This window comes from Amycolatopsis sp. NBC_01488 (assembly GCF_036227105.1).
Lineage (GTDB): Bacteria > Actinomycetota > Actinomycetes > Mycobacteriales > Pseudonocardiaceae > Amycolatopsis.
The window spans coordinates 4,309,241-4,328,995 of sequence record NZ_CP109434.1; the positions used below are offsets into that span (position 1 = coordinate 4,309,241).

Below are 19,755 nucleotides of genomic sequence, written 5' to 3' on the forward strand. Positions count from 1 at the left end.
AAACATGCGGAGCATTGTTCCGGTTAGCAACCCGGGAGGTGTGATGAGCAAGCCCAAGCGCGCGGACGCCCGGCGCAACGAGAAGACGTTGCTCGACGCGGCGGCCGCGGTCTTCGTCGCGTCGGGGGTGGACGCGCCGGTGCGGGACATCGCGGCGAAGGCCGGCGTCGGGATGGGCACGATCTACCGCCACTTCCCGACGCGGGCCGACCTGATCGTCGCGGTCTACCGGCACCAGGTGGAGGCGTGCGCCGCCGCGGGTCCCGCGCTGCTGGAGACGGCGTCCTCGCCGCACGCGGCGCTGGCCGAGTGGATCGACCTGTTCGTCGACTTCCTGGTGACCAAGCACGGGCTCGCGGGGGTCCTGCAGGGCGACGGCTTCGCCTCGCTGCACGCGTACTTCCTCGATCGCCTGGTCCCGGTGTGCGGCCGGCTGCTCGAAGCCGCCGAGCTGACCGCGAAGGTGCGGCCGCTGGAGCTGATGCGCGGGGTGGGCAACCTGTGCGTCGGCGCCGAGGACAACAACCCGGACTACGACGCGCGTCGCCTGGTCGGGCTGCTCATCGCGGGGCTGCGAGCGTGACGATCGAGCAGCTCACGACCGACCCGTACCCGCTGCTGGCCCGGCTCCGGGCGACCGAGCCGGTGGCCTGGCTCCCGGAGCTGAACGGCTGGCTGGTCACCCGGCACGACCTGGCGCTGCGGGTGCTGCGCGACGCGGCGACCTTCACCGTGGACGACCCCCGCTTCTCGACGGCCCGGGTCGTCGGCCCGTCGATGCTTTCGCTCGACTCCGGCGAGCACACCCGGCACCGGACGCCGTTCGCCCGGCACTTCCGGCCTCGCGAGATCGAGGCCCGGTTCGCCGGGTTCGTCCGCGCCGAGTGCGCCCGGCTGGTCGACGGGTTCGCCGCGGCCGGTCAGGCGGAGCTGCGGCGCGCGTTGGCCGGGCCACTCGCGGTCGCCGTGGTGGCCGAAGCGCTGGGCCTGGCCGACACCGACGCCGTGCGGGTGCTGGCCTGGTACGACGCGATAGTGTCCACAGTGGACGACATCTCGGCCGGGCGTGAGCCGGGAGACCGCGGCGCGGAGGCGTTCGGCGAGCTGCGCGCGCACATCGAGGGCACGGTGGGGCGGCCCTCGCTGCTCACCGAGGCGGCGACCGCGTTGGAGCTGCCGGAGGTGGTGTCGAACGCGGCGGTGCTGATGTTCGGCGGCATCGAGACGACCGAGGGCATGATCGCCAACCTCCTGCTGCACCTGCTGCGCGACCCGGCGCGGCTCGAAGCGGTGCGCGCGGACCGCGCGCTCGCCCCGGCCGCGATCGAAGAGTCGCTGCGCCTCGAACCCGCGGCGGCGGTGGTCGACCGGTACGCGACGAGCGACGTCGAGCTGGCCGGGGCGTCGATCGCGCGGGGCGACCTCGTGACGGTCTCGCTCACGGCCGCCAACCGCGATCCGGCGGTGTTCGCGAACCCGGACGTCTTCGACCCGGGCCGTCCGGACCTGGGCAAACAGCTGGCGTTCGCGCACGGCCCGCACTTCTGCCTCGGCGCGGACCTGGCCCGGCTGGAGACGCGGATCGCCGTGGAGACCGTGCTCGACCGGCTGCCCGGCATCGCGCTGGCGGAGCCGGCCGCGCCGTCGGGGCTGGTGTTCCGCAAACCCGTCGCCGTCCCCGCGCGGTGGCTGCCATCATGGCCGGATGACGGCGTGGCGTGAGTTCGAGGCGGCGGAACCGGAGTTCGCTCAGCACGTGCGGACGTTGTTCGACGCGCGCAGGCACCAGACGATGGCGACCCTCCGGGCCGACGGTTCGCCCCGGATCTCGGGCATCGAAATGAAGTTCGACGACGGCGAGCTGACGTTCGGGTCGATGCCGAACGCGCGCAAGGGCGCCGACCTGCGGCGGGACCCGCGGGTGGCGCTGCACAGCGCGACGATCGACCCGGTCGACGGCGAAGAGGCGAAGTGGCCGGGAGAGGCGAAGATCTCCGGCCGGGCCGTCGACGACGGCGAGCGGTTCCGCGTGGACGTCGCCGAGGTGGTCCACACCCACTTGAACGAGGCGGCGACGCTGCTGGTCGTCGAGTGGTGGACGCCCGAGGGCGGCCTGCGCAAGGTCGAGCGCGAGTAGCCCGGCCGAAGCGTCCGGGTGGATCCCGGCATCACCGGCGTTTAAGTCAAGCGCTTGACGTAATCGGGTTTCGTGGTCATGCTGCGTCGTAGGGGTCATTCACCAACGAGGAGACCGCCATGACGCAAAGCCACACCGAGCTGCCGCGCTTCCCGTTCGTCGCCGAAACCGCGCTGGCGCCGCCGGCCGAGTGGGCGGAGTTCCGTGCGAAGTGCCCCGTCGCGCACGTGCAGCTGGCCAGCGGGGACGAAGCCGCCCTGATCACCCGCTACGCCGACGTCAAGAACGTCCTCTCGGACCCGCGGTGGACGCGGCCCACGCCGGCCGACAACGCCGCCCGGGTCGCCGACACCGAGTCCGGCGGGGTCTTCAACAGCGAGATGGCGACCGTCCTCCCGCAGCACGGCGAAGCCCACCTCACCTGGCGCCGCACGCTCGGGAAGTGGTTCACCGCCAAGCGGATGAACGCGCTGCGCCCCGGCATGGCGGCGATGGCCGAGCAGCTCATCGACGACCTCGTCGCCAAGGGCGCGCCCGGGGACCTCAAGGCCGGGCTCGCCTTCCCGCTGCCCGTCTGGGTCATCTGCGACATGCTCGGCGTGCCGGACTCCGACCGCGACCGGTTCGCGCACTGGTCGGACGTCATGCTCAGCATGACCCGCTACACGCAGGCCGAGTTCGACGCCGCGCAGCAGGACTTCGGCCGCTACATGGGCGGCCTCATCGCCGCCAAGCGCGCCGAGCCCGGCGAGGACATCCTCAGCGCGCTGCTGCCCGAGGACTGGTCCGACGCCATGCTGATCGCCACCGGCATCGGCCTGCTGGTCGCCGGCCACGAGACCACCGCGAACATGATCGCCAAGATGGTCGCGATGCTGCTCGCCGACCGGAGCCGGTGGGAGCGGCTGCTGGCCGAGCCGGCGCTGGTGCGCACCGCCGTCGAGGAGTCGCTGCGGCTGGACGCCAACGCGGGCGTCGGGATGATGCGCTACTTCACCGACGACTTCGAGGTCGGCGGCACCGTGCTACCCGGCGGCACCACCGCGATGTGCAGCATGGCCGCGGCCAACCGCGACGACAGCGCGTTCGAGAACGCCGCCGAGATGGACCTGGGCCGCAGCCCGAACCCGCACCTGGCGTTCGGCGCCGGCGCGCACGCGTGCCTCGGGCAGCCGCTGGCCCGCACCGAGCTGCAGGTCGTCCTGGAGGTCCTGCTGCGCAAGCTGCCCTCGCTCGAGCTCGCCGTCCCGGCGGACGAGCTGCGCCGGGTCGAGGGGCTCGCCGTCGGCGGCCTGCGGGAACTCCCCGTGCGCTGGTGACCACCGTGGACCGGGCCTCCGCGACGCGCGAGGCGATCCTCACGGCGGCCGAGCGGCTCTACGCCGAGCACGGCGTGCTCGCCGTGTCGAACCGGCAGATCAGCGAGGCCGCCGGGCAGGGCAACAACACCGCCGTCGGCTACCACTTCGGCACCCGGGTCGACCTCGTCCGGGCCATCGCCCGGCGGCGTTCCGCGGCCGTCGAAGAGCTGCGCGGACGCATGCTCGCCGAGGTCGGGGCCGACGCGGGCCTGCGCGACTGGGTCCGCTGCCTGGTCCACCCGTCCACCGAGTACCTGGCCGCGGCGGGCCGGCCGAGCTGGTTCGCCCGGTTCACCGCGCAGGTGATGACCGAGCCGTCGCTGCGGCCGGCCGTCGCCGTGGAGACGCTCTCGTCGCCGTCGCTGGCGCGGACCGTCGAAGGGCTCAGCCGGTGCCTGCCGCAGCTGCCCGCCGAAGTCCGCGCCGAACGCAGCGCCATGACCCGCCTGCTGCTGATCCACACGATGGCCGAGCGAGAACGCGCGTTGGCCGAAGGCGGCGACACCCCGCGAGCCAGCTGGCGTGCGGCCGCCACCGGCCTGACCGACGCACTGATCGGCCTGTGGCTCGCACCCGTTACCCACCAAGGAGAGGAACGACAATGAAGGTCACTGTGGACGAAGGCAAGTGCTGCGGCGCCGGCACCTGCGTGATGCTCGCGCCGGACGTGTTCGACCAGCGCGACGACGACGGCATCGTGATCCTGCTCGACGAGACGCCGGGTGCGGCGCTCCACGCGACGGTCCGGGAGGCGGCGAGCGTGTGCCCGGGTGTCGCGATCTCGGTGAGCGAGGACGCGTGACGGTCCTGGTCGTCGGTGCGTCGGCCGCCGGGCTCGCCACGGTGGAAGCGTTGCGCCGCAAGGGTTACCAGGAGCGCGTGACCGTGCTGGGCGCCGAAGCGCACCTGCCGTACGACCGGCCGCCGCTGTCCAAGCAGGTCCTCGCCGGGAGCTGGGCGCCGGACCAGGCCAGGCTCCGCACACCGGAAGCCCTGGCTGCCTTGGACGCCGAGTTCGTGCTCGGCGACCCGGCGGCTCGACTGGACGCCCGCGCGCTCTCGGTGCACACGCGGAGCGGGCGTACCCTGACCGCGGACGCGATCGTGCTCGCCACCGGCCTGCGGCCGCGCACCCTGCCGGGCCAGGACGGCCTGGCGGGCGTCCACGTGCTGCGCACGCTCGACGACACGCTGGCCCTGCGCGCGGAACTGGCGCCGGACAAGAACGTGGTCGTCGTCGGCGACGGCGTCCTCGGCGCCGAGATCGCGGCGACCGTGTGCGGCCTGGGCGTGCCGGTCACGCTGGCCGGGCCGCAGCCCGCGCCGCTCGCGTACCAGTTCGGGCCGTTGGCCGCGGGACTGCTCGCGTCGCTGCACGCCGACCGCGGTGTCCACTTGCGACTCGGCGCGGCGGTCACCGGACTGTCCTCTTCGGACGGACGCGTCGACGGAGTGTGCTTGGAGACGGGCGAAGTGCTGCCCGCCGACGTCGTCGTGGTGGCGTTCGGTGCCGCCCCGGCGACGGAGTGGCTGGCGGGCAGCGGGGTGCTGTGCGACAACGGCGTCGTGTGCGACTCCCGGTGCCGCGCGGCGGACGGGATCTACGCTGCCGGGGACGTCGCCCGCTGGCACCACGAAGGCCTGGACGTGCTGCTGCGCCTGGAGAACCGGACCAACGCGACTGAGCAGGCGGTCGCCGTCGCGGGCAACATCCTCGGCGACGACCGGCCGTACACGCCGGTGCCGTACTTCTGGACCCACCAGTTCGACGCGCGGATCCACGTGCACGGGACGCTCTCCGGGGCCGCCGAAGTATCCATTGTGGAGGGTGACGTGCGGGCCGGCCGGTTCGTGGCCGAGTACCGCGAGGAGGGCCGCGTGACCGGGGTGCTGGGGTGGAACATGCCCAAGCAGGCCCGGGTTCACTCCACCGTGACGGACTTGGCCAGGTTGCGCGGCTTGTCGATGTCGTAGCCCAGGGTCAGCGCGGCGTGGTAGGCGAGCAGCTGCAGCGGGATGGTCAGCAGGATCGGGTCGAGCTCCGGCTCGGTCCGCGGGACGACGATCCGCGGGACGTCGAGGTCGCCGAAGTCGACGTCGTCGTGCGTGACCGCGAGGACCGCGCCGCCGCGGGCGCGGATCTGCTGCATCGCGGCCAGGTTGCGGTCGGCCAGCTCGTCGGCGGGCACGATCGCGACCGTCGGGAGCGACTCGTCGATCAGCGCGAGCGGACCGTGCTTCAGCTCGGACGTCTGGTACGCCTCGGCGTGGCGGTAGGAGATCTCCTTGAACTTCTGCGCGCCTTCGCGGGCCACCGGGAAGCCTCGGACGCGGCCGATGAAGAACAGGCTGTTCGCGGCCGCGGCGGTCTTCGCGTGCTCGGCGATCCGGGCCTCGGCGGCCAGGACCGTCCGGATCTGGTCCGGCAGCGCGCGGATCGCGTCGATGATCCGCTGTCCGTCCGCATTGGACAGATCGCGGACCCGGCCGAGGGACAGCGCGATCAGCGCGAACCCGACGGCCATGTTCGTCAGCGCCTTCGTCGAGGCGACCGCGATCTCCGGGCCGGCGTGCAGGTAGACGCCGCCGTCGCAGGCACGGGCGATGGTCGAGCCGACGACGTTGACCAGGCCGGCGACCCGGCCGCCCTTGCGCTTGATCTCCTCGACGGCGAACGCGGTGTCGATCGTCTCGCCGGACTGGCTGACCGCGATGTAGAGCGTGTCCGCCTCGATGATCGGGTTGCGGTAGCGGAACTCCGACGCGGCTTCGGCGTCGGCCGGGATCCGCGCCAGCTCCTCGATCATCGTTGCGCCGATCTGGCCGACGTAGTACGCCGAGCCGCAGCCGAGGATCTTCACCCGGCTGAACCCGCGCAGTTCCCGGGGCGTCAGGTTGAGCCCGTCGAGGCGGGCGACGCCGAACCGGCGGTCCAGCCGGCCGCGGATCATCCGCTCGACGGACTCGGGCTGCTCCTGGATCTCCTTGGCCATGTAGTGCGGGAACCCGCCGAGGTCGAGGTCTTCCGCGGCGATGTCGATCTCGGTGGCCGGCTTGGTGGTGTCGCTCTCGTCGACGGTGAAGGTGCGGTAGCCGGTCGCGAAGACCGTCGCGAACTCGCCGTCGTCGAGGTGCGCGACCTGCGAGGTGTGCCGGACGAGCGCGGCGAGGTCGCTGGCGACGAACATCTCGCGCTCGCCGACGCCGATGATCAGCGGCGAGCCGTTGCGCGCGATGACCAGCCGGTCCGGGTGCGCCGAGTCGGTGACGGCGATCGCGTACGTGCCGGTGATCCGCGAAACCGCCTCGACGACGGCGTCTTCGAGCGTGTCGGCGGCCGAGCGCGCGATCAGGTGGGCGAGGACCTCGGTGTCGGTCTCGGAAGTGAGCTCGACGCCGGCGTCGGCGAGCTGGGCGCGCAGCGCGTCGGCGTTGTCGATGATGCCGTTGTGGACCACGGAGATCCGGCCGTCTTCCGAGGTGTGCGGGTGCGCGTTGGCCTCCGACGCCGGCCCGTGCGTGGCCCACCGCGTGTGGCCGATGCCGACCTTCCCGTTCAGGCGCTTGGGCAGCGCGGCGGCGAGGTTGCGGACCCGGCCGACGACGCGGTGGACCCGCGCGGTGTCCTTCGGGCCGAGGACGGCGATGCCCGCGGAGTCGTACCCGCGGTACTCGAGGCGGGTCAGGCCCTCGAGCAGGATGGGGGCGGCGTTCTGGCCGCCGATGTAACCGACGATCCCGCACATGGCGGACCTCTTTTCGTGGCTGGGTCAGCCGTAGACGATGCGGCGCAGCTGCCGTTCGGACAGGTCGGGCGCGGCCACCAGGCGCCCCCGGAGCTCGGCGGCGATCAGCGGGAAGATCTCGGGGTTCTTCCGGCCCTCGGCCTGCAGCTCGCTGTGCCTGCGCCGGACGTACTGCTCGGTGGGTGTCCGGTAGAAGGCGAGGACGTCGTCGACGACGCGCGCGGCCACGCCCGGCGGCAAGCCGGTGGACGCGGCCACGTGTTCGACGATGTCGGTGTCCTCCACGCCGGACATCATGCACTGCGGGCCGCGCGAACTTCAAACTCTTGCCCGAAATCGGGCAAGTTTGTCGGGGTGGTCTCGACCAGGGGTAGCCGCACCGTCGCGTGCGGGATGACTCCCAGCTCCGCCAGCACGGCCTTGGCCATCGTCACGCCGGGGCCCGAGCGCATGATCGCGTCCGTCAGCGGAAGCAGCGAAGCCTGGATCTCGCGAGCCCTCCCCAGGTCACTGCGGTGGACGGCCTCGATGAGGGCCGCGGTGCGGTCGGCCGCCACGTTGGCCACGACGCTCACGAGGCCCGCCGCGCCGCACGCCAGGTACGGCAGGTTCAGCTCGTCGATGCCGCAGTAGTACGCCAGTCCCGTGCGGGTCATGACCGTCATCGCCTCGAACAGGTCGCCCTTGGCGTCCTTGACCGCCCGGATCCGGGGGTGGGCGGCCAGCTCGACCAGCGTTTCCGGCGTCATCGCGAGGCCCGCCCGCGCCGGGACGTCGTAGAGCATCACCGGCAGCTCGGTCGCGTCGGCCACCGCGAGGCAGTGGGCGATCACCCCGGCCTGCGTCGGCCGGGAGTAGTAGGGGCAGACCAGCAGCAGCCCGTCGGCGCCGGCCGCCTCGGCGGCACGGGCCCGGCGGATGCTCGCGGCCGTGTCGTAGGTGCCGACGCCGGCGAGCACGCGGGCCCGGCTCCCGGCCTGGGCGACGACGCTCCGGACGAGCCCGGCGGCTTCGCGTTCGGTCAGGGTGGGGGACTCGCCGGTGGTCCCGCCGACGACGAGGCCGTCGCACCCGGTGGCCAGCAGGTGGTCGAGGAGGCCCGCGAGGCCGGGTTCGCTGAGCGTCCCGCCGGGCTGCATGGGGGTCACCATCGCGACGAGGTTGGTGCCGAAGTCGGTCATGGCGTCGACCCTGCCCGCCGCGACTGGTGCGGTCCAGCGACGCTTTCTTGCCGATACTGCGTAATCTGGCTTCATGATCGAGGTCGGTGCGCTGCGGGCGTTGCGGTCGGTGGCGGCGCTCGGGACCCTGGCCCGGGCGGCCGAGGAGCTGGGGTTCACGGCGTCGGCGGTGTCGCAGCAGATCAAGCGGCTGGAACGCCAGGTCGGGGTGCCGGTGCTCGCGCCGGCGGGCCGCGGCGTCGTGCTGACACCGGCCGGGCAGGCCATCGCCGACTCGGCGCCGGACGTGTTCCAGGCGCTCGAACGCTGTGCCGAAGCGGCCCAGTCGGTCTCGGAGGGTGCGCCGCGCGGCACGCTCCGGGTAGTGGCGTTTTCGACCGCCATCCGCGGCCTGCTCGCGCCGGTGCTGCGCGGATTGTCCGTGCGCTGTCCCGACTTGCGCGTCCAGATCACCGAACAGGATCCTGCGGAAGCGTTGCGGGGTGTCGACGCGGGGACCGCCGACCTCGCTCTCGTCCACGACGCCGACGGGCTGCCCGCCGCACAGCCGCCGTCGCTGACGCGGCGGCTGGTGCACACCGACGTCGGTGACGTGGTGCTGAGCCGGGCGCACCCGCTCGCGTCGGCCGCCGAACCGCTCGGCCGCCTCGATCTCGCCGGGCACGCGTGGGTGACCAGCCCGCCGGGAACCGTGTGCCACCAATGGTTCCGGCGCCTGTTGGCGGACGCGCCGGAGGAGCCGGACGTGCGTCACCTGGTCGACGACTTCGCGACGCAGCTGTCGCTGGTCGCGTCCGGCGAGGTGATCGCGCTGATCCCGCGCCTGGCCCGGCCGCCGCTGGGCGACGACCTGATCGCGCGTCCGCTGCGACGGCAGCCGAAGCGCGAAGTTCACGCGGCGTGGCGGCGCAGCGCGGACGCGAGCCCGGCGATCCGGGCACTGCTCGCGGAACTCGGCTAGAGGGGAGCCGCCGGTCGTGAGTGAGAAACCGTGTTCTAGCACTGTTTCTCACTCACGACCGGCGGTGGTCAGGTGCGGTAGCGGAACAGGATCCGGCCTCGGGCGAGGTCGTACGGGCTCAGCTCCACCAGGACCCGGTCGTACGGCAGGATCTTGATGTAGTTCTTCCGGATCTTGCCGCTGATGTGCGCGAGGACCTGGTGCCCGTTCGGCAGCTCCACCTTGAACGTGGCGTTGCGCAGGCACTCCAGCACGGTGCCCTCGACTTCGATGCCACCCGCCTTATTCGCCATGGCGCACCAGTTCCAGGGTGCTGGCCGTGCGCCGCGCGCCGACGCCCTCGAACAACGCCGTCGCCGCCGGGTTGGCTTCGTTCACTTCGGCCGACGCCGCCGGGATTCCCGCGTAGTGGAGGGCGCCCAGCACCTGCGCCAGCAGTGCGCGGGCGACGCCCCGGCGCCGGCGGTCGGCGCGGACCGCGATCAGGCCGATGCGGGGCAGCCGGGTCACCTGGACCACCCGGACCAGACCCACGTACTCGCCCGCTTCGGCCGCGACCGCGTACTTGGCCGGGTCGACCACGGTGTCCCCGTCCCGCCCGGCCAGCAGCTCGGCCGGCATCTCCGGCCAGCCGACGGTCGCCTCGACCTCCGCGCGGATCACGCGGTCCAGCGCACGCAGCGGGCCTTCTTCAGCCGCGCCCAGGGGCACGACCGTGACGCCCGGCGGCGGTACCGCGCCGAGCCCCGTGACCGCCGGATCGGTGGGCACGGCGTACTCCCACTCGCGGCGCCGGGCCGTGAAGCCGGCTCGTTCCCAGCCGGCCGTCAGCTCGACGTCGGCCTCGTCGACGATCGTGTGGAGCGGGGCCGGGAGATCCGCCAGCATCGCGGCGGCGAGCCGGTCGAAGACCGAGCGGTGCCAGGCATCCACGCTGAGGAAGGTCCGGCCGTCGGGCCGGGTCGAGGTTTCGCCGCGGCCGACCACCCGGTCGTCCTCCAGCGCGTGCCAGAGCCGGTCCGCCGCCCGCGTGATCACCACCGCGGGCTCACCGGACGTGAAATGCGTAGTATTCATGGGCTCGTACCTTTCGGGAGTGCTCGAAGCGCTCCCGGCGACCCCTACGTCAGTCGCCCGACCGTGACGACGAGGGGAGCACCCACATCGAAACAGCGTTCATGGGGCTCACCTCCCGGCGTCGAGTCACGGTCTCCGGCACGATAGCGGCCCGGCACCCCCGCGCCCAACTCATTTGACGGCGGCGCGGCGCGCCAGCAGCCAGCCGGCGATCCTGGCCGGGAACAGCAGCAACAGCAGCACGTAGTAGGCGAGGCTGGGCTTGACGAGCGCCACCACGACCGCGAGCGCGAACACGCCCGCGCTCAGCACGTGGGTCCAGAACGTCTCGTCCGACACGGGTTCGGCGTCCGCGCGGATCTCCGGGTCGCGGCGGATGATGAACACCATCGTGGTGTGGCACAGGCTGCTGGCCAGCAGCGTCCCCAGGTAGAACAAGACGGTGAAGCGCTCGGTCTGGTACGCGCCGATCAGCTCGGTGGGGAAGGGCAGCAAGGCGATCGTCAGCAGCCAGAGGAAGTTCACGTACACGAGCGCGGTGCTGTACCTCCGCACGTGCTCGAAGATGGCGTGGTGCACGGACCAGAACCGGCCGATGACGGCGAAGCTCAGCACGAAGCTGAAGATCTTCGACCAGTTGGCCGTCACCGCCTCCACCGCGGGCCGGTGCTCCACGACCAGCTCGGGCACGAGGTCGGTGAGCGGCAGGACCAGCAACGTCAGGGCGATCGCGACCACGGCGTCGGTGAAGAACACCAGCCGCTCGGACGACTTCTTCTGCTCCACGCGAACATCAAACACTAGACTCCGGAGGTCATGACCGTTGCCGCCGCGATCACCTTCACCTGGCTGGGCATGGTGCTGGCCATCTCGTTCCTGGAAGCACCGCTGAAGTTCCGCGTTCCCGGGGTCACCCTGCCGCTGGGGCTCGGCATCGGCCGCGCGGTGTTCGCCGCGCTCAACAAGGTCGAGGCGGTGCTCGCGGCCGGGCTGGTCGTGAGCCTGGCCGTCGGCACCCGGACGACCCTGGCGGTCGTCTTCGCGGCCGTCGTGGTGCTGGCCCTGCTCGTCCAGCTCGTCGCGGTGCGTCCCGCGCTGACGCGCCGCTCCGACCGCGTGCTGGCGGGCGAAGAGGGGCCCCGCAGCCACGCCCACCTCGGTTACGTCGGGCTCGAGGTGCTCAAGGTGGCCGGGCTGCTCGCGTTCGGTGTCGCCGCGCTGGCCTGAGTCACCGCCGCGGCAGCACGAGCAGCGCGTCGCCGACCGGGCGCTCGCCCGTCGCGTCCGAAGGGGAGCTGACGAGCTTGCCGTCGATCGCCATCGCCGTCGAGCCGCCGCCGTCGAGGTTGATCGCGGTCACCGCGCCCAGCCGCGCCATCAGCCGCGCGCCCTCGAGCAGCGAAAGCCCTTCGGCGAAGCCCGGCTGACGGCCGTCGGCGGTGACGATCAGCAGCCGCCCCTGGCGGTCCAGGCCGACCATCGTGCGCGGATTCCGCTTGACACCCCAGCCGTACACGTACGACGGGTCGCCGGGGTGCACGACGCCGTCGGCGGCCGCGTCCACCGAGATCCGGCCGTCGCGGACCAGCCACGGGCCGCCGTTGACGACGCCGGCGGGGTGGACCGGCCGGCCGGATTCGAAGATCCGCGTGCCGACCGGCAGCCTGGTGCCCGGCCGCACGTGCGCGGTCAGCCAGGTCGCCGCCGCGCCGATACCCTGCACGGTGTGCCCGCCCGCGGGCACGTCGCCGCCCGCGGGACGCACCGCGGTGACGACGTCGCGGGCGTCCAGGACGGCCTCGACGCCGTCGCCGGCCGGGGTCGGCGTGCCGAGCTGCGGGGTGAACAGCACCAGGTCGTCGGGGTGGGTGCAGGTGGTGTCGTGCAGCGGCCGATCCGTCGGGACGTCGCCGGGCTCACCGCAGTTGCGGACGAGACCGGGCTTGCGGTCGACGCCGTCGACCTCGTGCCCGCCGACGGTGAGCGCGGTCCGCGGCACGCCGATCGACGGCCGGTCCCCGAGCAGCAGCGCGGGCCGCCCGGCGGTCGCTTCGCTCTGCAGGAGGCCCTGGTAGACGCCGATACCGGCCGGTTCGCCGGGAATGCCGTCGCGCGGGTCGATGACGAAGAAGCCGCCGTTGGTCCCGACGAGCGCCCCGGCGGCGGCCGACAGGGCCGACGTCGTGCGCCGCCCCGCCACCGACTCGCCGTGGGAAGCGACGACGCTCCCGCGGAACCGCCGCGGATCGACGACGGCGACGCGGATGCGCTGCGGCCCCTGCGCCTCGGGCCCGTCCTGGCCGGTCCACTCGACGGAGCCGGTGAAGCCGTTCGCGCTCATGGCGCTCGCGGTGGCGGCGGCCTGCGCGCGGTCCGCGAAGGCGCCGACGCGCACCCGCCAGCCGAGGGCGCCGCGCGGCGTGTCGGCGAACGCGGGCCAGTCGACCTGCTCGGCGCGCGCGTCGAAACCCTTGCCGCGCAAGGAAGTCACGAGCGTACCGGCGTGCTCACGGCTGCCGAGCGCGGCCGGCGGCGCGTCCGGATCGGGGCTGGACCCGCCGGGCACGAGCGCGGTGACGGTCCAGAAGCCGGTCCCGGTCCCCTCGCCGGTCACCGTGGTGGTGACGGTCAGGCCCGGCGCGAGCTCGGCACCGGCGGCCGAGGCCGGGGTGCCGAGCGCGAACGTGAGCGCGGCGGACAGGGCCAGTGCGAGCGGCATCCTCGTCTTCACGCGGAGCAAGCTACCCCGCCGGGGTGGACCGCGCGTGGGTTCCGGTTGAACTCCCGGAGCGCGGCGCGACCCCTCGGACGCGCCGCGCCGGTGGGGTCTCACGACGAGCGGACGTTCCGCTGGGCCTCCTGCGCGCGGTCGGTGACGTCGCCGGTCGCCGAGCGCGCCTCCTCCTGGACCGTGGACGCGCTTTCGGCGGCTTCGGACCGCACCGACTCGGCGGCCTGCCGCACCGGCTCGCGCAGGTTCTCCTGGACCTCTTCGGCCGCGTGCTTGGCCGCCGGGGCCAGCTGCTCGCGCGCCAGGTCCGTCGCCTGGCCCGCCAGCTTGCGTTCGGGCTCGCTCGCCGGCAGCAGGGACGAGACCAGCCAGCCGGCGCCGAACGCGATCAGGCCGGCCGCCAGGGGGTTGCCCTGCGTGCCGCGGCGGATCGACTCCGGGGCGTCGGAGACGGTGTCGGCCGCGGCGCTCACCTTGTCCTGCGCGGTGGCGGCGACCGAGCCGACCTTGTCGCCCGCCGCCGACGCGTGGTCGTTCGCGGTGCCCATCACGCGGTCCTTCGCGCTGCCGAACGCCGTGCGCAGCCGGCCGACCCGGCGTTCGACGATGCGGCCCGGACTCACCTTCTCGGTCAGCGCGTCGACGTCCGTGCTGAGATTGCGCTGCGTGCCTTCGATCTCCCGGCGGATCCGGTCGGGTTCGGTCATGATCGCTCGCCTTTCAGTGCGTCCGGAACCCGTTGCAGGGTTTCGACGGTGCGTTCGGGTTTCGGGTTGATCCGGCGGAATTCGCTGCGCCCGGTGGCGTACAGGACCGCGCCGACGACCAGCCAGAGGGCCGCGACGATCAGCGCGGCCCAGCCGCCGTCCAGCACGTTCTCCAGGCCCTGCCACAGCGCGACGGACAGGAACAGCACGACCATGTAGCCGGCGAACCCGGCGCCCCCGACCATGCCCGCGCCCTTGGCCGCCTTGGCCGCCTCGGCCTTCGTTTCCGCCTTGGCCAGCTCGACTTCCTGCCGCAGCAGCGTCGAGACGTCCTTCATGACGTTGGACATCAGCTCGCCGACCGAGGAGCCGGCGACGTCGGCCGGCGGGTCCGCCTGCGGTGCGGGGCCGGGTGGCTGCGTCATCACGGCACCTGCCCCGGGGTCGTGTGGCGGCTCGGCTGGGGCAGGGGCTCCGGCGGGGCGGCGTACTCGCCCGGCTGCGGTGCGGTGAAGCCGGTGGGCGTGGTCGGGGGCGCGACACCGCCGGGGCCGGGCTGCGGCGCAGTGTAGCCGCCCGGAGCGACCGGAGGCGGATAGCCCGTCCCGCCCGGCCCGGGAGCCGGTGGCACGGGCGGGATCCCGGCCGGTCCCGGGTGCGACGGCGGGACGGCCGCGGCCGCCTGGCCGTTCGGCGAGCTGCCCGAGCTCTTCTCCTGCTGCTGCGCGACGACACCCCGGGTCAGCCGTCCGACCACCGCGCCGGCCACGGCCGCGCCCACCAGGAACGTGCCCGGGCGGCGGCGGGCGAAGCGCCGCACTTCGTCGAGCAGGTCGCCGGGTTCGCGGTGCTCCAGCCAGTCCGCGACCGACCGGGTCCGGTCCGACACCTGCCGCGCGACGTCCCCGGCGACACCCGGGGAGTCGGCCTGCTCGGCCATCCGGTCCAGCTGGCCGGCCAGCTCGTGGAGGCTCCGCGCCGCCTTCCGCTGGCCGTCGCGGGCCTGCGCCTCCAGCTGCTCCCGGCCTTCGCGGAGCAGGTCGCCCGCTTCCCGCTGGGCGTGCTCCGCGACGTGCTTCGCTTCCTGTGCCGCGGTCTGCGCGACCTCGCCGCCGCGGTCGGCGGCCGTCGTGGCCACCTCGCGGGCTTCGTCCTTGGCCGTTTCCGTCGTCGACGGCGGCGACTGGCCGCCGGATCCCTGTGTCATCGCGTCCTCCTTGCGGGCGAGGCACTTCCCGTGCCCTCGGTGGGCGGCGGGCTACCCGGGCGGTCCGGGGATAAACCGGTCACCGCGGGCGTGCGTACCCGGCGCCGGAGGGGGTAGCCCCGGACGCGGAGGAGGTGAGCGGGCGGTCAGCCGCCGACGTGGATGCCCGGGCGGCGGGCGGGGTCCTTTTCCGTGCTGCGGATGATTTCCCGGACCACCGGGGCCGTGTCGCCGCGGCCCAGGATCAGGTAGCGGAACAGGTGCCCGAGCGGGTTTCCTTCGGACCACTCGAAGTGGCACTGCGGCTTGACGCCCGTCACGTCGCGCAGGGCCAGCAGGATCGCCGCGATCGCGTTCGGCGCCGCGGGGCTGTCCGCCCGCAGGATCCGGTAGCCGTCGACCTCGACGCCGCGCACCTCGAGCACGTTGGCGAACGCCGACGGGTCCACCACGTCGATCTCGAGGAACAGGATGTCGGCGGCGCCCGGAACCGGGTTCATCGTGCGCTGTTCGGCTTCCTTGGCCGAGTACTCGGCTTCGTCACCGCCCTGGCGCTTGTTGGCGATGATGTGCAGCGCGCCGTCGTTGGCCAGGGAGTCGGCGATGAACCGGCGGGCTTCGTCGTCGAACTCGATGCGCTCGGCCCGCAGCTCGGTCGTCCGCGAAACCCGCGAAACGAGCGAGACGACGATGATCCCGAGGATGAACAGGCCGGAAATGGCGATGCCGTCCGGCTTTTCGATGACGTTCTCGACGAGCGCGTACAGCAGGACGAGTGTCAGGACGAGGAACCCGATCGCCGCGCCGCGCCGGCGGCGCCGGATCGCCGAGATGCTCACCGCGACCGCGCCCGAGACCATCATCGCCAGGATCCCGGTCGCGTAGGCGCCGGCCTGCGCGTTGACGTCGGCACCGAACGCGACGGTGATGAGGATGCTGATCACGGTGTAGACGAGCACGACCGGCCGCACCGCGCGGCCCCACTCCGGCGCCATGCCGTAGGAGGGCAGGTAGCGCGGGACGATGTTGATCAGCCCGGCCATCGCCGACGCGCCGGCGAACCACAGGATCAGGACGCTGCTGATGTCGTAGCCGGTGCCGAAGATCTCGCCCAGCTCGTGGTGCGCGAGGTACGCCATCGCCCGGCCGTTGGCTTCGCCGCCGTCCTTGAACGCGTCCGCCGGGATCAGGACGGTGGTGATGAAGCTCGTCGCGATCAGGAACACGGACATGATCAGCGCGGCGGCCGTCAGCAGCTTGCGCGTGTTGCGGATCCGCGACTCCAGCCGCTCCTCGGCGGTCTTCCCCTGCGCGGCCACCAGCGGCATCATGCTGACCCCGGTTTCGAAGCCCGAGAGCCCCAGCACCAGCAGCGGGAACGCGACGACGGCCGGCCCGACGACGCCGGTGAACCCGCCGCCGCCCGCGGTCAGCGCGTCGGTCCAGCGGGAGAAGTCCGCGGAGTCGCCGAGCAGGTCGATCACGCTGACGACCGTGACCACGGCGTTGAGCAGCAGGAAGACCGCGACGAGCGGGATCGCGACGCCGACCGCCTCGCTGAAGCCCAAGAGGAAGACGCCGCCGAGGATCAGCAGCAGCACGACGGTGATGAGCACGGCGTGGCCGTGCAGGAAGCCCGGTAGGTACGGGTTCTCCAGCATGTGCACGGTGGCGTCCGCCGACGACAGCGTGATCGTGATGATCCACGACGTCGCGACGAAGCCGAGGAGCGTGAGGACGAACAGCTTCCCGCGCCAGAACGGCAGCAGGTCCTCCAGCATCGCCACCGAGCCCTGCCCGTGCGGGCTTTCGCGGGCGACGCGGCGGTACATCGGCAGCATGCCGAGCAACGTCAGCGCGACGATCAGCAAGGTCGCCACCGGCGAGAGCGCCCCGGCGGCGAGCGCGGCGATTCCGGGCAGGTAGGAGAGGGTGGAGAAGTAGTCGACGCCGGTCAGGCACATGACCTTCCACCAGGCCTGCGGTGTGCCGTGGTCCTCGCCGCCCTGGCGGCCGACCGGGGCCACCCGGTGCTCCAGCAGCCAGCGGGCGACTCCGGAGGCCGGCGGTTTCGGCGGTACCGGGCTCTCGACGCTCGCCGGCACGGTCACCTCGGCTGAAGCACCCATCTTCGTCCCCTCGTCCCTGGACACAGCGGGTCTAAGGATGCCGGACGCCGGTGGGAGGCGCGCTCCAGGTGGGCCGGTCGCCTCCGGTCAGCAGCGCGACGGCTTCGGCGAGCGTCGCCGGGCGCGCGGCCCGTCCGGTCCGGCGTGGCCAGCCGGGTCCGGCGAGCACGAGCCGGGGCGCGGGCACCCGGCGCGGCGGAACCGCCGGGCGGCTGCTCCACAGGACCACCGCGGCGGGGTCGGTGCGGGCGACGGCGGCGCGCAGCGCGGTGTCCGGAATGGACCCGCCGAGGAACAAGGCCGCGCGGCTGTGTTCGGCCAGCGCCGCGCGGAGCGCCTCCATCGGCAGGGTGTGCCGTTCGCCCTCGGGACAGGCCAGCAGCACCGGCCGGGCGGCGCTGCGGGGCGCCGGGACGCGGTGCAGGGCCGCGGCGATCGCCCACGAAAGGCCGTGCACGAGGTCGACGCAGCGGTCGGCGTCCGCCAGCGCGGCCAGCGCGGGCCGGCACAGGCGTTCCCAGGTGCCGACGACGTCGTGGTCGACGAGGTGGGCGTCCAGGAGCGCGGTGGCGGTGTCGATCTTGAGGTCGCGGACCGCGGTCAGCAGCGTCGCGACATCGGTGCCGCCACCGTCGTGGAACGCGCGTGCCGCCGCGGTCTCCGTGCCGAGCCCCTGCTCGATCAGGTGTTTCATGCGGAGCAACGCGTCGACGTCGGCGCGGCCGTAGCGGCGGTGGCTGCCGGTCTGGGGCGCCGACAACGGGAGGCCGTACCGGCGGTGCCACGCGCGCAGCGTCGACGGCGGCAGGTCGAGCATCCGGGCGACCGCCCCCGCCGTCCAGGTGACGGCGGGGGCGGTGGCCGGTGGGTCCATCGCTCAATCATGGACCCGGGTGGCCCGCGCCGCTCGGCTCCCGGGCCGCTCGACGTCGCCCCGCCACGCGCCGGTCTCGCGCCCGCCGCGCTCCTCGACGAAGGTCTTGGACCGGCCCAGGTCGCCCTTGCCGCGGCGGTCGTGGCCGCCGAGCTCGTCGGCCACGTTCTCGACGAAGCCCTCGGAGTCGATGTCCAGCTGCGCGGTGACCCGCGTGTGCGTGTCGTCGAGCCGGCGGATCTCGTCGGCACCTTCGATGAAGTCCTGATGGGTCCCGTCCCGGTTACCCCGCGAATCGATGACAAAACGATGCGGGACGCTTAAAGTCGGGCACCGGCGGGAGGAGGAACGCGATGACCGGCGAGCGGACGCTGACGGTGCGGGTGCGCACGGTGCCCGAAGCCGTCGTGGTCGCGGCCATCGGCGACCTCGACCTGGGGACGGCCCCGATGCTGCTGGCCCGGGCCGGAGCGGTGCTGGCCGGCCGGCCGGGGGCGCTCATCGTCGACCTGGACGGGATCGGGTTCTGCGGCTCGGCTGGCCTGCAGGTGCTGGCGCAGCTCGTCGCGCGGACCTCGGCGGGCGGCGTCCCGCTCGCCGTCGTCGCGAACCGCCACGCGGTGCTGCGCGTGGTGCGCCTGACCCGGCTGGACGAGGTGTTCACCCTGCACGCCACGGTCGACGACGCGTGCGCGTGGGTGCGGCGACAGCGGGGGAGTGATTGACCGGTCTACTGTGGACAGTGTGTCCGTCCACTGTGGACCGGCGTTCAGGCGGCCGGTTCGGAGCGGTGGTGCCGGGCGGCACCGGTGACCGCGGCGACCACGGCGTCCGCGTCCAGGGCCGGGTCCCACAGCGCGCAGCCGACGACGTGGGCGAGCCGGCGCCGGGGGTGCGGCCCGGAGTCGGTGAGCGCGACGTCGGTCGGGCGGCCGTTCTTGACCGCGTGGACCGCGCGGGTGACCAGGACCGCCTCCTGGCGGGTGGTGCCGAGTTCGGCGGCCGCGGCGAAGATCTTCTCCGCCGCGGCGCGGGCGGGATCGTCCATCGCTTTCGTCCCTCGAAGGCGCCGCCGCGGCGGACCGGCCGGCGCCGGTCCGCCGCGGACGGGAGCGTCAGGCCTTGAGCTGCTTCCGGTCGGACTCCGCGCCGGCGATCTCGATGCGGCGCGGCTTGGCCTTCTCGGCGATCGGGATGCGCAAGGTCAGCACGCCGGCCTCGTAGTCGGCCGCGATGTGGTCGGTGTCGAGGGTGTCGCCGAGGAACAGCTGCCGGGAGAAGACGCCGAGGGGGCGTTCGGAGACCTGCATCTGCACGTCGTCGCCGCCGGGACGGGGCCGTCGTTCGGCCTTGACGGTCAGGACGTTGCGTTCGAGGTCGAGGTCGATGGCGTCCTTGGTGACGCCGGGCAGGTCGAAGCAGACGACGAACTCGTCGCCGGCGCGGTAGGCGTCCATCGGCATCGCGGCCGGCTTGGACCAGGTGCCGGGGCTGCCGAAGACCTGCTGGGTGAACCGGTCCAGCTCGCGGAACGGGTCGGTGCGCATCAACATCGTGTCCTCCTGTTCGACGATCGGGCGTCAACACGCACCACCGTTCTAACATGTCGTCGAAAGGATGACAAGAGTGCTGTCGTCGATATGA

The 19,755-nt window shown here is 73.1% G+C and carries 24 protein-coding genes and 1 pseudogene; 10 read left to right on the forward strand and 15 right to left on the reverse strand.

Annotated elements, in window-relative coordinates; genetic code table 11:
• The first annotated feature begins 43 nt into the window (after positions 1-43).
• From OG738_RS20925 to OG738_RS20955, 7 genes are all read left to right on the forward strand, one after another.
• Positions 44-583 (forward strand): TetR/AcrR family transcriptional regulator, encoded by a 540-nt coding sequence (locus OG738_RS20925; RefSeq protein WP_329056082.1) that lies wholly within the window; start codon positions 44-46, stop codon positions 581-583.
• Positions 580-1,722: a cytochrome P450 gene (locus tag OG738_RS20930; RefSeq protein WP_329056083.1), complete on the forward strand. Its 1,143-nt coding sequence runs from the start codon at positions 580-582 to the stop codon at positions 1,720-1,722. Before OG738_RS20925 ends, OG738_RS20930 begins: the two co-directional genes overlap by 4 nt.
• Positions 1,706-2,137: a pyridoxamine 5'-phosphate oxidase family protein gene (locus OG738_RS20935; protein ID WP_329056084.1), complete on the forward strand. Its 432-nt coding sequence runs from the start codon at positions 1,706-1,708 to the stop codon at positions 2,135-2,137. Before OG738_RS20930 ends, OG738_RS20935 begins: the two co-directional genes overlap by 17 nt.
• A gap of 119 nt (positions 2,138-2,256) precedes the next feature.
• Positions 2,257-3,456, forward strand: coding sequence for a cytochrome P450 (locus OG738_RS20940; protein ID WP_329056085.1), 1,200 nt, complete (start codon positions 2,257-2,259; stop codon positions 3,454-3,456).
• A complete protein-coding gene (locus OG738_RS20945) occupies positions 3,450-4,103 on the forward strand; it encodes a TetR/AcrR family transcriptional regulator (protein WP_442875947.1) in 654 nt (217 codons plus the stop codon). Before OG738_RS20940 ends, OG738_RS20945 begins: the two co-directional genes overlap by 7 nt.
• Entirely contained in the window at positions 4,100-4,300 is a 201-nt protein-coding gene (locus OG738_RS20950; protein WP_329056087.1) for a ferredoxin, read from the forward strand. Before OG738_RS20945 ends, OG738_RS20950 begins: the two co-directional genes overlap by 4 nt.
• A complete protein-coding gene (locus OG738_RS20955) occupies positions 4,297-5,472 on the forward strand; it encodes an NAD(P)/FAD-dependent oxidoreductase (protein ID WP_329056088.1) in 1,176 nt (391 codons plus the stop codon). The genes OG738_RS20950 and OG738_RS20955 overlap by 4 nt, the downstream gene beginning before the upstream one ends.
• Here OG738_RS20955 and glmS read toward each other — a convergent pair.
• From glmS to dapA, 3 genes are read right to left on the reverse strand one after another with little or no spacing between them, the layout of a single operon-like run.
• Entirely contained in the window at positions 5,421-7,244 is a 1,824-nt protein-coding gene (gene glmS, locus OG738_RS20960) for a glutamine--fructose-6-phosphate transaminase (isomerizing) (RefSeq protein ID WP_329056089.1), read from the reverse strand. The genes OG738_RS20955 and glmS overlap by 52 nt on opposite strands.
• 24 nt (positions 7,245-7,268) lie before the next feature.
• The gene (locus tag OG738_RS20965; RefSeq protein WP_329056090.1) at positions 7,269-7,541 is read right to left on the reverse strand and encodes a hypothetical protein; all 273 of its coding nucleotides are present in this window, start codon (positions 7,539-7,541) and stop codon (positions 7,269-7,271) included.
• The gene (dapA, locus tag OG738_RS20970) at positions 7,538-8,425 is read right to left on the reverse strand and encodes a 4-hydroxy-tetrahydrodipicolinate synthase (RefSeq protein WP_329056091.1); all 888 of its coding nucleotides are present in this window, start codon (positions 8,423-8,425) and stop codon (positions 7,538-7,540) included. Before dapA ends, OG738_RS20965 begins: the two co-directional genes overlap by 4 nt.
• Before the next feature lie 73 nt (positions 8,426-8,498).
• Between dapA and OG738_RS20975 the strand changes: the two genes are divergently transcribed.
• Positions 8,499-9,386: a LysR family transcriptional regulator gene (locus OG738_RS20975; protein WP_329056092.1), complete on the forward strand. Its 888-nt coding sequence runs from the start codon at positions 8,499-8,501 to the stop codon at positions 9,384-9,386.
• A gap of 68 nt (positions 9,387-9,454) precedes the next feature.
• Here the strand turns inward: OG738_RS20975 and infA are convergent, their stop codons facing one another.
• From infA to OG738_RS20990, 3 genes are all read right to left on the reverse strand, one after another.
• The gene (gene infA / locus OG738_RS20980) at positions 9,455-9,679 is read right to left on the reverse strand and encodes a translation initiation factor IF-1 (protein WP_329056093.1); all 225 of its coding nucleotides are present in this window, start codon (positions 9,677-9,679) and stop codon (positions 9,455-9,457) included.
• Positions 9,669-10,463, reverse strand: coding sequence for a GNAT family N-acetyltransferase (locus OG738_RS20985; protein WP_329056094.1), 795 nt, complete (start codon positions 10,461-10,463; stop codon positions 9,669-9,671). The genes infA and OG738_RS20985 overlap by 11 nt, the downstream gene beginning before the upstream one ends.
• 171 nt (positions 10,464-10,634) lie before the next feature.
• Entirely contained in the window at positions 10,635-11,249 is a 615-nt protein-coding gene (locus OG738_RS20990; RefSeq protein WP_329056095.1) for a TMEM175 family protein, read from the reverse strand.
• A 30-nt stretch (positions 11,250-11,279) separates the two neighbouring features.
• On the opposite strand from OG738_RS20990, the gene OG738_RS20995 reads away from it, so the two are divergent.
• A complete protein-coding gene (locus OG738_RS20995) occupies positions 11,280-11,690 on the forward strand; it encodes a hypothetical protein (protein WP_329056096.1) in 411 nt (136 codons plus the stop codon).
• A gap of 1 nt (position 11,691) precedes the next feature.
• Here the strand turns inward: OG738_RS20995 and OG738_RS21000 are convergent, their stop codons facing one another.
• From OG738_RS21000 to OG738_RS21030, 7 genes and pseudogenes are all read right to left on the reverse strand, one after another.
• The gene (locus tag OG738_RS21000) at positions 11,692-13,194 is read right to left on the reverse strand and encodes a phosphodiester glycosidase family protein (RefSeq protein WP_329056097.1); all 1,503 of its coding nucleotides are present in this window, start codon (positions 13,192-13,194) and stop codon (positions 11,692-11,694) included.
• A gap of 98 nt (positions 13,195-13,292) precedes the next feature.
• Entirely contained in the window at positions 13,293-13,901 is a 609-nt protein-coding gene (locus tag OG738_RS21005; RefSeq protein ID WP_329056098.1) for a DUF3618 domain-containing protein, read from the reverse strand.
• On the reverse strand, positions 13,898-14,326 hold the full coding sequence (locus OG738_RS21010; protein ID WP_329056099.1) for a phage holin family protein: 429 nt from the start codon (positions 14,324-14,326) through the stop codon (positions 13,898-13,900). The genes OG738_RS21005 and OG738_RS21010 overlap by 4 nt, the downstream gene beginning before the upstream one ends.
• Positions 14,326-15,108, reverse strand: a complete 783-nt coding sequence (locus OG738_RS21015) for a hypothetical protein (protein ID WP_329056100.1) — start codon at positions 15,106-15,108, stop codon at positions 14,326-14,328. Before OG738_RS21015 ends, OG738_RS21010 begins: the two co-directional genes overlap by 1 nt.
• Before the next feature lie 146 nt (positions 15,109-15,254).
• Entirely contained in the window at positions 15,255-17,237 is a 1,983-nt protein-coding gene (locus tag OG738_RS21020) for an amino acid transporter (RefSeq protein WP_329056101.1), read from the reverse strand.
• A 31-nt stretch (positions 17,238-17,268) separates the two neighbouring features.
• Positions 17,269-18,111: a MerR family transcriptional regulator gene (locus OG738_RS21025; protein WP_329056102.1), complete on the reverse strand. Its 843-nt coding sequence runs from the start codon at positions 18,109-18,111 to the stop codon at positions 17,269-17,271.
• Between the two features lie 3 nt (positions 18,112-18,114).
• Positions 18,115-18,348, reverse strand: a pseudogene (locus OG738_RS21030) (hypothetical protein); the annotation flags it as partial.
• 116 nt (positions 18,349-18,464) lie between these two features.
• Between OG738_RS21030 and OG738_RS21035 the strand changes: the two are divergent.
• On the forward strand, positions 18,465-18,836 hold the full coding sequence (locus OG738_RS21035) for an STAS domain-containing protein (protein WP_329056103.1): 372 nt from the start codon (positions 18,465-18,467) through the stop codon (positions 18,834-18,836).
• Between the two features lie 44 nt (positions 18,837-18,880).
• Here OG738_RS21035 and OG738_RS21040 read toward each other — a convergent pair whose 3' ends face one another.
• Positions 18,881-19,159 (reverse strand): hypothetical protein, encoded by a 279-nt coding sequence (locus tag OG738_RS21040; protein ID WP_329056104.1) that lies wholly within the window; start codon positions 19,157-19,159, stop codon positions 18,881-18,883.
• Positions 19,160-19,226: 67 nt separating this feature from the next.
• On the reverse strand, positions 19,227-19,664 hold the full coding sequence (locus OG738_RS21045; protein WP_329056105.1) for an Hsp20/alpha crystallin family protein: 438 nt from the start codon (positions 19,662-19,664) through the stop codon (positions 19,227-19,229).
• Between the last annotated feature and the right edge of the window lie 91 nt (positions 19,665-19,755).

Excerpts from the sequence above, each read along its gene's own strand:
- OG738_RS21015 (WP_329056100.1), bottom strand. The coding sequence starts at position 15,108 with ATGACACAGGGATCCGGCGGCCAGTCGCCGCCGTCGACGACGGAAACG.
- OG738_RS20950 (WP_329056087.1), top strand. The coding sequence starts at position 4,100 with ATGAAGGTCACTGTGGACGAAGGCAAGTGCTGCGGCGCCGGCACCTGC.
- OG738_RS20940 (WP_329056085.1), top strand. The coding sequence starts at position 2,257 with ATGACGCAAAGCCACACCGAGCTGCCGCGCTTCCCGTTCGTCGCCGAA.
- OG738_RS21045 (WP_329056105.1), bottom strand. The coding sequence starts at position 19,664 with ATGTTGATGCGCACCGACCCGTTCCGCGAGCTGGACCGGTTCACCCAG.
- OG738_RS21005 (WP_329056098.1), bottom strand. The coding sequence starts at position 13,901 with ATGACCGAACCCGACCGGATCCGCCGGGAGATCGAAGGCACGCAGCGC.
- OG738_RS21040 (WP_329056104.1), bottom strand. The coding sequence starts at position 19,159 with ATGGACGATCCCGCCCGCGCCGCGGCGGAGAAGATCTTCGCCGCGGCC.
- OG738_RS21025 (WP_329056102.1), bottom strand. The coding sequence starts at position 18,111 with ATGGACCCACCGGCCACCGCCCCCGCCGTCACCTGGACGGCGGGGGCG.
- infA (WP_329056093.1), bottom strand. The coding sequence starts at position 9,679 with ATGGCGAATAAGGCGGGTGGCATCGAAGTCGAGGGCACCGTGCTGGAG.
- OG738_RS20985 (WP_329056094.1), bottom strand. The coding sequence starts at position 10,463 with ATGAATACTACGCATTTCACGTCCGGTGAGCCCGCGGTGGTGATCACG.
- OG738_RS21020 (WP_329056101.1), bottom strand. The coding sequence starts at position 17,237 with ATGGGTGCTTCAGCCGAGGTGACCGTGCCGGCGAGCGTCGAGAGCCCG.
- OG738_RS21010 (WP_329056099.1), bottom strand. The coding sequence starts at position 14,326 with ATGACGCAGCCACCCGGCCCCGCACCGCAGGCGGACCCGCCGGCCGAC.
- OG738_RS20925 (WP_329056082.1), top strand. The coding sequence starts at position 44 with ATGAGCAAGCCCAAGCGCGCGGACGCCCGGCGCAACGAGAAGACGTTG.
- OG738_RS20965 (WP_329056090.1), bottom strand. The coding sequence starts at position 7,541 with ATGATGTCCGGCGTGGAGGACACCGACATCGTCGAACACGTGGCCGCG.
- OG738_RS20995 (WP_329056096.1), top strand. The coding sequence starts at position 11,280 with ATGACCGTTGCCGCCGCGATCACCTTCACCTGGCTGGGCATGGTGCTG.
- OG738_RS20935 (WP_329056084.1), top strand. The coding sequence starts at position 1,706 with ATGACGGCGTGGCGTGAGTTCGAGGCGGCGGAACCGGAGTTCGCTCAG.
- OG738_RS21035 (WP_329056103.1), top strand. The coding sequence starts at position 18,465 with ATGACCGGCGAGCGGACGCTGACGGTGCGGGTGCGCACGGTGCCCGAA.
- dapA (WP_329056091.1), bottom strand. The coding sequence starts at position 8,425 with ATGACCGACTTCGGCACCAACCTCGTCGCGATGGTGACCCCCATGCAG.
- glmS (WP_329056089.1), bottom strand. The coding sequence starts at position 7,244 with ATGTGCGGGATCGTCGGTTACATCGGCGGCCAGAACGCCGCCCCCATC.
- OG738_RS20975 (WP_329056092.1), top strand. The coding sequence starts at position 8,499 with ATGATCGAGGTCGGTGCGCTGCGGGCGTTGCGGTCGGTGGCGGCGCTC.